Annotated in this window: 14 protein-coding genes; 12 read left to right on the top strand and 2 right to left on the bottom strand. The window is 48.5% G+C overall.

Features of this window, described 5'->3' with window-relative positions; all coding sequences use genetic code 11:
* The first annotated feature begins 14 nt into the window (after positions 1-14).
* The 11 genes from ACQY6Y_RS06190 to ACQY6Y_RS06240 all read left to right on the top strand — a co-directional run bounded on the left by ACQY6Y_RS06190 (position 15) and on the right by ACQY6Y_RS06240 (position 8958).
* Positions 15-743, top strand: coding sequence for an ECF transporter S component (locus ACQY6Y_RS06190; RefSeq protein WP_428379441.1), 729 nt, complete (start codon positions 15-17; stop codon positions 741-743).
* A 149-nt stretch (positions 744-892) separates the two neighbouring features.
* On the top strand, positions 893-1693 hold the full coding sequence (locus ACQY6Y_RS06195) for a YebC/PmpR family DNA-binding transcriptional regulator (protein WP_428379442.1): 801 nt from the start codon (positions 893-895) through the stop codon (positions 1691-1693).
* Between the two features lie 193 nt (positions 1694-1886).
* Positions 1887-2564 carry an alkaline shock response membrane anchor protein AmaP gene (amaP, locus tag ACQY6Y_RS06200; protein ID WP_428379443.1) on the top strand — a complete coding sequence of 226 codons (678 nt, stop codon included), beginning with the start codon at positions 1887-1889 and terminating at the stop codon, positions 2562-2564.
* A gap of 2 nt (positions 2565-2566) precedes the next feature.
* Positions 2567-3010, top strand: a complete 444-nt coding sequence (locus tag ACQY6Y_RS06205; RefSeq protein ID WP_428379444.1) for a DUF2273 domain-containing protein — start codon at positions 2567-2569, stop codon at positions 3008-3010.
* Positions 3011-3097: 87 nt separating this feature from the next.
* Complete coding sequence (locus tag ACQY6Y_RS06210) at positions 3098-3694, top strand: Asp23/Gls24 family envelope stress response protein (RefSeq protein ID WP_428379445.1); 597 nt, start codon at positions 3098-3100, stop codon at positions 3692-3694.
* A 66-nt stretch (positions 3695-3760) separates the two neighbouring features.
* On the top strand, positions 3761-5047 hold the full coding sequence (locus ACQY6Y_RS06215; protein ID WP_428379446.1) for a MurT ligase domain-containing protein: 1287 nt from the start codon (positions 3761-3763) through the stop codon (positions 5045-5047).
* Positions 5040-5786, top strand: a complete 747-nt coding sequence (locus ACQY6Y_RS06220; protein ID WP_428379447.1) for a type 1 glutamine amidotransferase — start codon at positions 5040-5042, stop codon at positions 5784-5786. The genes ACQY6Y_RS06215 and ACQY6Y_RS06220 overlap by 8 nt, the downstream gene beginning before the upstream one ends.
* Before the next feature lie 210 nt (positions 5787-5996).
* Positions 5997-6329: a thiamine-binding protein gene (locus ACQY6Y_RS06225; protein WP_428379448.1), complete on the top strand. Its 333-nt coding sequence runs from the start codon at positions 5997-5999 to the stop codon at positions 6327-6329.
* A complete protein-coding gene (locus tag ACQY6Y_RS06230; protein ID WP_428379449.1) occupies positions 6319-7098 on the top strand; it encodes an ABC transporter permease in 780 nt (259 codons plus the stop codon). Before ACQY6Y_RS06225 ends, ACQY6Y_RS06230 begins: the two co-directional genes overlap by 11 nt.
* 1 nt (position 7099) lies before the next feature.
* Positions 7100-8131: an ABC transporter substrate-binding protein gene (locus tag ACQY6Y_RS06235; protein WP_428379450.1), complete on the top strand. Its 1032-nt coding sequence runs from the start codon at positions 7100-7102 to the stop codon at positions 8129-8131.
* Positions 8132-8163: 32 nt separating this feature from the next.
* Positions 8164-8958: an ABC transporter ATP-binding protein gene (locus tag ACQY6Y_RS06240; RefSeq protein WP_428379451.1), complete on the top strand. Its 795-nt coding sequence runs from the start codon at positions 8164-8166 to the stop codon at positions 8956-8958.
* A gap of 90 nt (positions 8959-9048) precedes the next feature.
* On the opposite strand, the gene ACQY6Y_RS06245 is transcribed toward ACQY6Y_RS06240, so the two are convergent.
* A complete protein-coding gene (locus ACQY6Y_RS06245) occupies positions 9049-10005 on the bottom strand; it encodes a hypothetical protein (protein ID WP_428379452.1) in 957 nt (318 codons plus the stop codon).
* A 191-nt stretch (positions 10006-10196) separates the two neighbouring features.
* Here ACQY6Y_RS06245 and ACQY6Y_RS06250 point away from each other — a divergent pair, with 191 nt between their 5' ends.
* Entirely contained in the window at positions 10197-10760 is a 564-nt protein-coding gene (locus ACQY6Y_RS06250) for a manganese efflux pump MntP family protein (protein WP_428379453.1), read from the top strand.
* A 99-nt stretch (positions 10761-10859) separates the two neighbouring features.
* Here ACQY6Y_RS06250 and ACQY6Y_RS06255 read toward each other — a convergent pair whose 3' ends face one another.
* A complete protein-coding gene (locus ACQY6Y_RS06255; protein ID WP_428379454.1) occupies positions 10860-12950 on the bottom strand; it encodes a glutamine synthetase III in 2091 nt (696 codons plus the stop codon).
* Between the last annotated feature and the right edge of the window lie 99 nt (positions 12951-13049).

Below are 13049 nucleotides of genomic sequence, written 5' to 3' on the forward strand. Positions count from 1 at the left end.
ATAGGCGAGCTGGTATGGATAACAACGCGCAGCAGATAAATCAAATGCAACAACCTTTGAGAACGCATGTGACACAGGTTCTAGAAATCATTTTGCTTCTCGCCGTTCCTACAGCACTTTTTGTATGTGCTGCCCTACGAATTGAGGCAGCGGCAGGTTTGACACTTTTTATTGCTGTTGTTGGTGTTATGGGGATGATGGCAAATTATGAAGCTTCACGACCAGCACTGCGTCAGCTTATGCCTACTGTCGTATTGGGAGCAGTAGCAGCAGCCGGCAGGGTACTTTTTGCAGTGGTACCCGACATAAAGCCGGTTTCAGCTATAACAATCGTTGCTGGAGCTTGTCTGGGAAGAAGAAATGGTTTTATGGTTGGCGCACTTGCGGCGCTTGTTTCCAACATGTTCTTCGGGCAAGGCCCCTGGACTCCTTGGCAGATGTACGCGTGGGGTCTCATCGGGTATCTAAGTGGCGTGCTTGCTCAAAAGGGCATAATTTCTTCTGGTCGCTCTGTCAGTGTGTTTGGATTCTTATCTTGCCTGCTCTATGGCGTAATCTTAAACGGGTGGTACATCGTAGGATATGTATATCCACTTACACTCACAGGTGCTTTGGCGGCTTTATTAGCTGGATTTTCACTTGATTTAGTTCATGCGGTAGCAACCGTAGTATTTCTTGCATTGATATGGAAACCGTGGACAATTCGAATCCGTCGTGTTGTGCGCACCTATGATTTGGTATGACGATGCTTCAATGATTCTGCAAAAATCTTTTGTCCTGGTAACATTGAAGAGTAATATATGTAAGGCTCATAGGTCCTTGTATGTAGGATGCAGATGATCCAACAAGATCGATTCAAGGGCTATCAGATATAGCAGTAAAGGAGACATGCATGTCCGGACACTCCAAGTGGGCAACCACCAAGCATAAGAAAGCAGCCATCGATGCTAAGCGTTCGTCGCTGTTCTCTAAGCTTTCGCGCAACATTACCGTTGCAGCAAAGCTTGGCGGCGATCCCAACCCGGACAACAACGCTTCTCTTGCGGCTGCTGTTGCACGTGCGCGCATGGTATCTATGCCGAATGCCAAAATTAAGGCAGCAATTGACAAGGCTTTTGGTTCAGGTGCAGATGCTGCCAATTATGAGGAGATTGTTTACGAGGGTTATGGTCCCGCAGGCATCGCAGTCTATGTTGACTGCTTGACTGATAACAAGAATCGCACCGCAGCAGATGTTCGCTCTGCCTTCTCTCATTCTGGCGGCTCGCTTGGTACTTCCGGTTCAGTTGCTTTCCAGTTTGAGCGCAAAGGCTCCATCGCAGTCGAGAAGATCATCAAGTCTGATGATAAAAAGGTTGCCGACAAAGAGAACGCTGTTGACGAAGATGAATTCATGATGGCTGTTGCTGAGGCCGGCGGCGACGATTATGAGGACGCTGGTGAGCAGTGGATTGTTTGGACTGCTTACGACAAGATGCAAGAGGTTCAGAAGGCTCTCGAGGATCAGGGCATTGAGGTAAAGGGTTCTGAACTTACCATGGTTCCTACCACGCCAACTGATGTTTCAGTGGCAGATGCCAAGAAGGTTCAGCGCCTGATCGATCGTCTTGATGAGCTAGAGGATGTTCAGAACGTCTACTCCACAATGAACATGACTGATGAGATCGCTGAGGCACTCGCTGCTGACGAGTAATGGTCGAGAGATAATCATCGCTTGGAAGGGGCGCGTTTTTTGACGCGCTCCTTTTTTCATAAGCTCAAAAAGCAGCTGTTCTTTTATCTCAATAAACTTGAATAGACATCTCGTCATATAACAAGCCATTTAAGGGGTATGCTCTCATTGTCGGACGACATGAGAGAAGCCGTGAGGCATCGGGAGGTTTGCAATGGGCGGATTCAAGCGGCTGTGTCTTGCTATTTACAGCTTAGCTGGATTTGCAGCGTTAGCTGCATTGGGACTTACCGTAGTGGGCCCTTGGACAAAGAGAGCTTCTCAGCTTTTTTCATATGAATGGTATTTCTATACGGTGTTAGTGCTTGCAGGTATTCTTGCGTTCGGCCTGCTTATTTCACTGCTTCGTGCACTTTTTTCGCGTCGTGACCGCGCTATTGTCGTCTGTGAGATTGATGGAGATAAAGTAAGCGTCACCCGTGATGCCATTGCTTCTCAGGCTTCTCACATTGTTGCCAATGACGGTATTTGTATTGCAGAAGATGTTTTTGTAACGGTAGGTCGTCACGGTGTGGTGGATGTCGATGTGAAAGTATCTCCTCGTTCAAGTGTTGATATCCGTAAAAAAGGCCCTTCTATGCATGACAAGCTTGTGCGTGAGCTTGAAGCGCTTTGTGGAGATAGCCTCGGTTCGGTATCGATTGAGTTTTTAGAAGCACAACAGCCTTCTTCAGTGGCTGCGGATATTGAGGATGATATTTCTGTTTCTGAACCACGAAAAGGTTCAGAAATTACCTATATTCCGCGTCCTTCATCATCTGATGCATCTTCTTCAGAGAATGAATCTGCATCTGAGACCGACGTTTCTAACCATACAGAGGGAGATGAGTAACTATGGCTGAGCGTGAAGAAAATGTTTCAGGCAGTAAGACTCCTAAAGCACGTATTGACGCTGCGCCGTCCACCTCGCCAGAACCAACTATAGAGCATGGTTACTCAGCTTCCGGCCAGGAGGAAGTGCACGAAGAGGATAAAACGCAGACTGCTTCAAAAGACGGTTCCTCTTCTACAGATGGGGCTGCCAAGAAGCACGCTTCTTCGGTGGTGCGAGATTTGCGGGTATGGCTGGAGGATACATTCCCAGGCAATGTCAATGCTGTTGTCTTTGCAGTACTCGGTTTGATAGTGGCATTACTGCTCTTTATGATTGGACTGTGGAGAACGCTAGTTCTTGTCGTATTAGTTGTTTTGGGTGTCGCTTTTGGTCAGTATCTCGATGGCGATCCCAAGATTGTTCGTTTCTTTACAACACTCTTTTCGGATAGGAATCACCGATAGGAAGTTTTTTCAATCGCATGTTCGCATTCATGAGAGCCGACAGGTAATATCTGAGCAAGTTACCTTGTTCAGGTGGGAGGAGACACCATGGCTAAGAACGCTAGTAATGAGCGAGGAGATATCACTCCTACCATTGATTCTGCTGAACCGGATGCCATTGAGGATCCGACGCCCTCAAAAGAGCTTGCAGAAGTAGATGACAGCTCAACTGACATCGAAGCTTTTGATGATGACGATGATCTTGATAGCGAGGACTCACTTACTTTTTCAAATGGCGTTATTGAGAAGATCGTTGCACTTGCTGTGCGAGATGTTCCTGGTGTACTTGGCATGAAGGGTGGCTGGGTTAATCGCGTACAGGAGACTTTTGGAGCTGCCAGCCCAACTAAGGGAGTCACGGTAGAAGTAACCCCTGATAACGCTGTACGCGTTAATGTCTCAGTGCTTATTGAGTACGGTACATATGCTCCACAAATATTTGAGGATGTGAAAAAGGCCGTAGTAAAGCAGGTCTCTGGTATGACTGGCCTTGAAGTGGCTGGTGTTAATTTGCGCATTGAAGATGTTCTTACGCCGGATGAGTACGATGCACGTCATCATGGCGAAGCAAATCATCATGCTTCTCACAATGAAAATGGTGAGTCTAAAGAGTCTGCTGTTAAACCTTCCGGTCAAGATAAATAAGCTATGGGTTTACGATCTCTTCTCGCAACAACTTCAGGCTCCTTCGTAAGATGGGGCCTTAAGAATGTGGCTCGTCGCAATGCATCTCAGCTGCCAGGTCGTGTGGCATTAGCGATCGATCCCACTATTATTTCTGAGCTCGCTCGTCAGCTGGGTGAGGGCTCCATAGTTGTTTGCGGTACCAACGGTAAGACAACAACGAACAATATTATTGCCTCAGCAATCGAAGCGTCGGGCAATAAAGTTGCATGCAATCGTGCAGGGGCAAACATGGCTCCCGGTGTCGCTGCGGCTATGATGAGCACACGGAGAGCTACGTGGGCGGTCATGGAAGCAGACGAACTGTCTACAAGAATTATTTTACCGGCGCTGCGTCCTCGCTATCTCGTGCTGCTTAATCTGTTTCGAGATCAGCTTGATCGCGCTGGTGAGATAGATCACGTGCAGGAAGTTATCGTTGAAGCCTTAGCTTCATCGCCTGAAACAACCCTTCTAGTATGTGGCGATGATCCTCTGTCAATGGGGATTGCACGATGTGCTGCACAGTCAGGAACGCCCGTTATTACATTCGGTATTGGTGAGGATCTTGGTCTAGCTCCTGATAGGGTTCCAGAAGCCCGCTTCTGCCAAGTGTGTGGATCAGAGCTTATTTATGACTATCGCGCCTATGCACAACTAGGTGCGTTTCGCTGCCCTCAAGGTGATTTTTCTCGGCCGGACCTTGATTTTGTTGCTACGAATGTAAGGGTTAATCGCTCGGGCGTGGCTTTTGAGGTTACCACTCCCGATGGTGAAACCTGTCAAATATCAGCGGGTTTTGGTGGCGTATATATGGTGTATAACCTTTTAGCTGCCTATGCTGCTGCGCATCTTGCAGGTGTATCAAATCAAACTTTCCAACATACCCTTGATGAGTATCATCCTGAGAATGGTCGTCTCCAACATTTTGATGTTGGAGGACGTGAAGTGATACTTAATCTGGCAAAGAACCCTACCGGCTTTAACCAAAATATATCTTTGCTTATCCAGGATGATCGTCCCAAGGCGGCGTATCTCGTGGTTAACGATGATTTTAATGATGGTAAAGATATCTCTTGGATTTGGGACGTAGATTTCGAACGCTTGGCAACCGATAGCAGTGTCTGCGTTGTAGTTGGTGGAACGCGCGCTAATGACTTACAGGTGCGTATGAAATACGCTGATATCCAGGCGGATATTGTTGATTCTGTTGAAGCGGCACTCAAGCATATTGCAGCGCTTCCTCAAGAATATCCACTGTATGTTCTCACCAACTATTCTGCACTCTGGCCTGCAAAGGCTGAACTCGAACGGATGGGGGAGCGTCATGACTGAGCGCAAGCTTGTAATAGCGCATCTCTTCCCCGAACTTCTCAATCTCTATGGAGATTCAGGCAACATCCTGTGCTTAAGAAAACGCATGGAGTGGCGAGGTATTACCTGTGAGATCCGTGAGGTTCATCCGGGCGATACGCCGAGTTTCTCTGGTGTTGACCTTGCCTTTATTGGTGGTGGTTCGGATCGTGAGCAAAAAATTGTATGCGATAAATTGCTTGCGGTTGGAAGTGAAGTTCGCTCTTTTGTGGAAGATTATGGCGTGCTTCTTGCGGTATGTGGCGGGTATCAGCTTTTAGGTGAGAGTTACCTCATGGGCAACGAGAAAGTCCAAGGCCTTAGTTTGGTAGATCTCTATACAGATCATGGCGATCCACGTCTCATCGGTAACGTTATTGTTCAGAGTTCGGTTTCAGAACAGCCTATCGTGGGATATGAAAACCATGCAGGCAGAACTCATTTGGGTCCGAGTGCCACTGCTCTTGGCAAAGTTTTGTATGGACATGGGAACGATGGAGTGTCTGGCGAAGAAGGCGTTTTGTACAAAAATGTATTAGGAACGTATGTACATGGACCTCTTTTGCCTAAGAATCCTGGTGTTGCAGATTGGGCTATAGCTCGTGCTCTTGAGCGTAAATACGGCAAAGGACAACTTGAAGCGCTTGATGATACGGTTGAGCTTGCTGCAAATCAGATTATGTACGATCGTCTCATGCATGGAGAGGTTAAAGAGCAGTAGAGACTCAAATCTCTTTTTCGTGTTACACTGCACAAAGTGTTATGACAACGGGGGGGCTGACGCACGTCGGCTGAGATTGGATCCAAAGCGATCCTGACCCGCAACCTGATCTGGGTAATGCCAGCGTAGGGACCAGAGAAGCTCGCAATGGGGTCCCGAATTGTCGTGCGGGACCCCTTCTCGTCTCCCGCCGCAGAGAGCGAGGTTTTAATGAATTGTTCTGTGGCCATTCAATATTTACCTATGAATGCTGCCTCTGATGAAGAGACATGCCGCATTGTTGATGAAGTTATCGCCTGTATTGATGCTTCAGGTTTGCCTTATTCCGTTGGTCCTTTCGAAACAACCATTGAGGGCTCTTTTGATGCGTGCATGAAGGTGCTATATGAATGCCAGCTCGTTGGAGCTCGTTCGGGCTGTGAACACAGCATGGTCTACGCCAAGATTAACTATCGTCCCAACGGTGAGGTAATGTCGACCGAGCATAAGATCGGTAAATATCATGATGCCGATGATGTTGTAGAGGCTTTCGATGCAGCATAAGGGTGCACATAGTTTTCGCTATCCCAACTGGCTTCCAGCCCTCATTGCGGTGGTAGGTTTTATTGCCCTGTGGCAAGCGGTGTGCTCGCTTGGCTTAGTACCAACTTATCTACTACCGAGCCCCATGGATGTTGTATCTGCCTTTATTGAGGACTCACAGCTTTTAGCATCCCACGCAGTAACAACACTCACCGAGGCGGCAATTGGTCTGCTTGCGGGTGTTGCACTCGGGTTTGTTATGGCTGTTGTGATGGATAGGTTTGAGGTGATATACCAAGCGTTTGATCCACTTATTACCATCTCTCAAACCATTCCAACTGTTGCGATAGCTCCTTTGTTAGTACTTTGGTTTGGCTATGGCATTCTTCCGAAAGTAGTCCTTGTTATTCTCACCACGTTTTTCCCAATAACTGTTGCGTTGGTGAGAGGCTTTCGTTCGGTTGATCCAGATGTTGTAGACCTAATGCGCACCATGACCGCAACTCGTTGGCAAATCTTTTTCTATGCAAAGTTGCCTGCTGCGGCAGAGCAGTTCTTTTCGGGCCTGCGTATCAGTGCTACCTATGCCATCGTAGGTGCTGTTATCGCCGAATGGCTTGGTGGTTTTTTGGGTCTCGGTGTGTATATGACGCGTGTTAGAAAGTCGTTTGCATACGACCGTATGTTTGCGTCAATCATTCTCATTTCGGCGCTCTCACTTGCCCTCATGAAGGGTGTAGATCTGCTTGAGCGCGTATGTATGCCTTGGAAAAAGGTGGAAAGGAAATAACATGAGCAATAAAGGAATGCTCTCAAGATCTCTTTCGCGTAGGAAATTTGTTGCTGGTGCTGCAGGTGCTGCGGCATTAGCAGGCACTGCTGCACTTGCGGGATGCTCAGACGCCGCTGCAGGTGATGCTACTCATATTACGTTTTGTTTGGACTACACTCCTAACACCAACCATACGGGAATTTACGTTGCACAACAGAGTGGATATTTTACTGACGAGGGTCTTGAGGTAGAAATAGTTCAGCCTGCCGAAGATACTGCTGAAGCTATGATCGGATCTGGTCAGGCGCAGATGGGCGTTTCTTATCAGGACTACATTGCTAACTCTCTCGCAAGTGATAATCCCTTGCCGATACAGGCAGTTGCTGCTGTTATTCAGCACAACACCTCAGGCATTATGAGTAGGGCAGAAGACGGAATTACCCGTCCGCGCGATATGGAGGGTTTCCGCTACGCTACATGGGATATGCCCGTTGAGCAGGCCACAATCAAATATGTTGTAGAAAAGGACGGCGGCGATTATTCTCGCGTCCAGCTTGTACCTTCTACTGCGCAGGATGAGGTTTCTGGCCTTCGGGCAGATATGTTTGATACGGTATGGGCATATGAAGCATGGGGTGTTCAGAACGCGGTCGTGCAAGACTACCCGTGCAATTACTTCTCGTTCATCTCTATTGATGATGTCTTTGATTATTACACGCCCGTTATTGCAGCAAATAATGATTTCTGTGCTGAGAACCCCGAGGTGGTAAAGGCATTTTTGCGCGCTGTTAAGAAGGGCTATGAGTTTGCAATCTCCAATCCCGATGATGCAGCTCAACAGCTTCTCGATGCGGTGCCCGAACTTGATGAAGCACTTGTTCGCCAGAGCCAGCAGTATCTGACCGGTCAGTATCAGGCCGATGCTGCATCGTGGGGTGTTATCGATGCTGAGCGCTGGAGCCGTTTCTATCAATGGCTTAACGATAATAATCTCGTTGAGAACCAGCTTGATGTTAATGCGGGATGGTCGATGGACTATCTGGAGGCATAAAGGTGTCCGGTGTCCAAGATGAGGATCGTTGTATGAATACCAACAATGGCGATACTGGCGGAGTCGATGCTCAAGTTCCTGCCCTTGAAGCACGAAATGTCCAGCTTGCTTGGGGTGATGAGCTTATTGCCTCTGACATTTCGCTTCATGTTGAGCAGGGTGAAATCGTCTGTTTAGTTGGACGATCCGGCTGCGGCAAAACGACCTTATTCCATGCCTTGGCAGGCCTTACTGTTCCTCCTGCTGGAGAGATATTGCTGCATGGGGAGAATATAACCGGACAAGCCGGGCATGTGAGCTACATGCTTCAAAAAGATCTTTTGCTGCCGAGCCGAACAATCATAGATAACGTGTGTCTTCCTCTCTTGGTGCAAGGGGTGTCTAAGCGTGAAGCCCATCGTCGTGCGAAACCGCTGTTTGAGCAGTTTGGGTTAGCCGGTACCGAACAAGCATGGCCTTCTCAGTTGTCCGGTGGTATGCGTCAGCGTGCGGCCCTTCTCAGAACGTATCTGATGAACAACGACGTGATTCTTCTCGACGAGCCTTTCTCGGCTTTGGACGCACTTACTCGTACCGATATGCGCGGATGGTTCTGCGGGATTGTTAAGGACCTTGGCCTTTCTGCTTTGGTTGTTACCCATGATGTGGATGAAGCAGTTTCTATGGCGCAACGTATCTATGTGATGAGGGGAAATCCTACTGCTGGAGAGCCCTCAAAACTCGTAGGAGAAATAGCGGTACCTCGTCCAAGTCAGAATAGTGAGCGATTTGATTTAACGGTTGAATACCTTACGTGCAAGCGACAAACGCTTGATCTTCTCGGGTGACGTGTTTTAGACAGAGCTGCAGATATTGCTGCCAGACGGATAAAAAATAAAGGCAGGAGATGGTAAAATCTCCTGCCTTTTTCATGAACTCTAAGCCCCTGTTGTCGTGTTGTTTGATGTGCCAGTTGTGGAGTTGGAATTCCCTTGTGAGGGATTGTCTGCAGCATCCTCATCTGCAGATGAACTATCGTCCGGCGTCTGGGTATTTGAGGAAGTAGTGTCAGACGAAGTATCCGTGTCTTGAGAGGTGTTTGAGCTTTGATCGTTGGTTGAGGTGTTGGAATCGGTTGAGGTGTTATCAGTGGACTGAGAATCCTTCTGAGTATTCTTATCTGCCTCGTTATTCTTTTCGCTCTCTTTTGAAGACTTGTTATCGGAAGTCGTATTGTTTGTTGACGACTCTTGCGTGGCCTCTTCGGAGGTAGTCGACTCCGATGTATGTTGGCTTGGAGGTAAAAAGTTTGTTTTCGTTCCGAGCCCTTCTCCTGCTGTAAAGGAGTTGATAAGTACCGCCACAATTGCCACTGCCACTAATGCGCCAACAACAATGACGATCGATGCATTTCTTTTTGCCCGACGCTCTTGTGCATTGCGTTCGCGCAGATATTGAGGCGCTACCCGTGTATCCTGCTGCTGAGAAGAGGCTTCTTGTGGAATGGTGCGGATGACAGTTTTGTCGTTAGACAGATCTTGAGAAGACTGTCCGACAAAGGTGGTTTGGCTTGATGTGAAAGGCTTATAAACGCCACCTTCAGCCGCTACGTGTTTGATTTTATCTGCCGAGACGTTGAGCAGCCCCTTGTATATTTGCGTTGCAATGGCTGCTACAGCAGCGCCTGCTGCTACACCTACCACACCGCCGATAATGCCAATTTGTGAGGAAAGAAGCATTGACGTAACTGCAGAAAGTGCCGATGCAATAACCTGAACCATTGAAAAATCTTCAAAGACACGATGCTTTTGACTTGTTTGTGGCTGGAGGGCAGTCTGATCGGATTGATTATGAGTAGTCGTTGAAAAGGAATTTTCTTCATCTGGCTTCGCCATGTAGCGTTCCTCCTTTCGCAGACACTGAAGTATAGAAGCAATTGTTACAAGTGACACCTAACTACAGCGGTATTCACAGGGCTGGCATAGTCTGTAAAGCTGGTATCAGCTTAGGTTTTTACCCATTTAGAGCGAATAAGTGTTCAGGTAGAATAAACCTTCATGAAAAGCCTGGGAAGGAGAGGAGAAGCGTGGGTGTTTTAGAAGTTCTTATCATCGGCATAGCGCTGTCGGCAGATGCGTTTGCGGTCACTATTTCGGACGCATGCGCTTATAAGGATGAATCGCGCGCCCGCATGATGCTTCTACCCATTGCGTTTGGTTTATTCCAAGGGCTCATGCCTACACTTGGCTACTTCCTTGGTAGTCTCTTTGCGGAGATCATCGAAACGTATGCCGGTGTGGTTACCTTGCTTATCTTGGGAATTATTGGCGGCAATATGATCCGAGAAGGAATAAGCGCTCTTCGGGCAAATAACCATGAAGAGGAAGAGGTATGTAACCACCTCACGCTCGGCATTATTGTTATTCAGGCTATTGCAACAGCTATCGATGCGTTTGCTGTTGGTGTGAGCTTGCGTGCACAGGCGGTGGCTATTATCCCCACAGCATTACTTATTACTTGTACGACCTTTGTTTGCGTGTGCATAGCATTGGCGATTGGTCGTCGTTTTGGGCTGCTTCTCGGGGATCGTGCTGAAGTTGTTGGCGGAGTTGTCTTAGTGCTTATTGGTCTTCGAGCATTCTTCTTTTAGCTTCATTGCCAAACGATTGAGCCCCTCCTACGTGATGTAGAAGGGGCTCTAATCTCCTAATCATGGAGAAGGGCAGCGAGTGGCTCTATGCTCGTCTCTTTAGACGTAGAACAGAATCTTGTTGTAGCTTGGTACTGGCCAGAAATCATGGCTGCAGATAAGCTCCATCCTGTCAACGGCGCTGCGCAGATGTGCCATTGCTGGAAGCACCTTCGTTGCGTAGGCATCATCCTGATCGGTGGGATCCTCAAGATCATGCGCCTCAGTGTTGAGCTTCTCGAGCTCCTCTACGGCATCTGAAATTTCGTCAATGCCATCGGTCAGCTTGACGAGAAGATTGCGCTCAGCGCGAGCGGTCAAGCCCAGATCTGCCTTTGCAGAAACACCGGCTGCAATTTCGCCTGAGTAATCCACCAGTGCAGGGATATACATATGGCGCGTCATGTAGCTCATTGTATTTGCTTCAATATGAATTAGCTTGGCGTACTGCTCCGCCTTGGAAATATAACGGGCATGCAGCTCTGCCTCAGACAGGACACCATACTTGGCATAAAACTCAATGTTTGCCGGATCGAGCATGGTTTTAATGGCCGTTGGCGTGTCATGCAGATTGGGCAGTCCGCGGCGCTCAGCTTCAAGAGGCCATTCATCGGAGTATCCATCGCCGTTAAAAATAATGCGCTGATGGTCGCGGAGAGTATGACGCACCCAGCGCATAGCAGCGGGTACAAAGTCGCTTTCATCAATTGGGCTCATAGTGTTGGCAAACTCTTCGAGTTGCTCTGCTACTGCCGTATTGAGAACGAGGTTAGGATCGGCAAGATTTTGCTGAGATCCGCACATACGGAATTCAAACTTATTGCCGGTAAAAGCGAAGGGGCTTGTGCGGTTGCGGTCGGTGGTGTCGCGCGTAATGTCTGCGAGCTGCGGCACGCCCAAGTCCATAATTTCACGCTCTTGTGAAGAATAGGCAGTCTTCTCAATAAGTGACTCTACGACCTGATTCAAATCGTCGCCCAGGAAGATAGAGATAATTGCAGGAGGTGCCTCGTTGGCACCAAGGCGATGATCGTTGCCGGCACTTGCAACAGATGCGCGGAGAAGATCGGCGTGGGTATCTACGGCTGCAATAACGCAGGTAAGGAATACGAGGAACTGCAAGTTCTCTTCGGGGGCATCGGAAGGATCGAGCAGGTTTTTGCCGTCAGCAACGATTGACCAGTTGTTGTGCTTGCCAGAACCATTTACATACTCGAAGGGCTTTTCATGCTGCAGGCAGACCAGACCATGGCGGCTTGCAACGAGCTTCATCATTTCCATCGTGATGAGGTTGTTGTCAATGGCAACAGCGCCCTCTTCAAAAATAGGTGCAAGCTCGTGCTGGCAAGGAGCAACTTCGTTGTGCTTGGTCTTGGCAGGTACGCCAAGCTTCCAAAGCTCGTCGTCGAGTTCCTTCATGTATTCGTTTACTGTTGGGCGAATGGCACCAAAATAGTGCTCTTCAAGTTCCTGACCCTTAACAGGTTCGCAGCCAAACAGGGTTCTACCACAGTGAATGAGGTCAGGACGGGCAGCATAGTCCTCTTCCTTAATAAGGAAGTATTCTTGCTCCGGGCCAATCGTGGTCGACACATGCTTGGGCGATTTGCCAAATAAGTTGAGGACACGCTTTGCCTGAGTGTCCAGGGCAACCATTGAGCGCAGAAGAGGGGTTTTCTTATCCAGTGCCTCTCCGGTGTAGGAGATAAAAGCGGTGGGGATGCAGAGGACTTCATCTTTGACAAAAGCGGGGCTGGTGGGATCCCAGGCAGTGTAGCCACGAGCCTCAAAGGTGGCACGCAGGCCGCCAGAAGGGAAGCTGGATGCATCGGGCTCGCCCTGTACGAGCTCCTTACCAGAGAATGACATCAATACGGTGCCATCGCTTTTTGGAGTAATAAAGCTGTCATGCTTCTCTGAAGTAATTCCTGTGAGCGGCTGGAACCAGTGCGTAAAGTGTGTTGCACCAAGCTCGAGAGCCCACTCCTTCATGGCATGGGCAACCTCATTTGCAATGTCGAGGTCTAGTGGTTTGCCTTCATGAATGACGCGTGAAAGCTCTTTGTAGGTTGGTTTTGGGAGACGTTCTTGCATGACGGTGTCGTTAAACACCTTGCTGCCAAACTCCTCCGTAACCTTACTTTTAGGCATTACCCGCTCGCTTTCTCTCGATTCGGTGACATCTCTGCCACGTGTGTACTCTGACACGGTAAGGGTTACGAGTCGCCCTTTTGTTTCGCATGCATAAAA

The sequence above is a fragment of the Olsenella sp. Marseille-QA0557 genome (assembly GCF_965119725.1).
GTDB lineage: Bacteria > Actinomycetota > Coriobacteriia > Coriobacteriales > Atopobiaceae > Coprovicinus > Coprovicinus avistercoris.

Excerpts from the sequence above, each read along its gene's own strand:
- ACQY6Y_RS06190 (WP_428379441.1), top strand. The coding sequence starts at position 15 with ATGGATAACAACGCGCAGCAGATAAATCAAATGCAACAACCTTTGAGA.
- ACQY6Y_RS06195 (WP_428379442.1), top strand. The coding sequence starts at position 893 with ATGTCCGGACACTCCAAGTGGGCAACCACCAAGCATAAGAAAGCAGCC.
- amaP (WP_428379443.1), top strand. The coding sequence starts at position 1,887 with ATGGGCGGATTCAAGCGGCTGTGTCTTGCTATTTACAGCTTAGCTGGA.
- ACQY6Y_RS06205 (WP_428379444.1), top strand. The coding sequence starts at position 2,567 with ATGGCTGAGCGTGAAGAAAATGTTTCAGGCAGTAAGACTCCTAAAGCA.
- ACQY6Y_RS06210 (WP_428379445.1), top strand. The coding sequence starts at position 3,098 with ATGGCTAAGAACGCTAGTAATGAGCGAGGAGATATCACTCCTACCATT.
- ACQY6Y_RS06220 (WP_428379447.1), top strand. The coding sequence starts at position 5,040 with ATGACTGAGCGCAAGCTTGTAATAGCGCATCTCTTCCCCGAACTTCTC.
- ACQY6Y_RS06225 (WP_428379448.1), top strand. The coding sequence starts at position 5,997 with ATGAATTGTTCTGTGGCCATTCAATATTTACCTATGAATGCTGCCTCT.
- ACQY6Y_RS06230 (WP_428379449.1), top strand. The coding sequence starts at position 6,319 with ATGCAGCATAAGGGTGCACATAGTTTTCGCTATCCCAACTGGCTTCCA.
- ACQY6Y_RS06235 (WP_428379450.1), top strand. The coding sequence starts at position 7,100 with ATGAGCAATAAAGGAATGCTCTCAAGATCTCTTTCGCGTAGGAAATTT.
- ACQY6Y_RS06240 (WP_428379451.1), top strand. The coding sequence starts at position 8,164 with ATGAATACCAACAATGGCGATACTGGCGGAGTCGATGCTCAAGTTCCT.
- ACQY6Y_RS06245 (WP_428379452.1), bottom strand. The coding sequence starts at position 10,005 with ATGGCGAAGCCAGATGAAGAAAATTCCTTTTCAACGACTACTCATAAT.
- ACQY6Y_RS06255 (WP_428379454.1), bottom strand. The coding sequence starts at position 12,950 with ATGCCTAAAAGTAAGGTTACGGAGGAGTTTGGCAGCAAGGTGTTTAAC.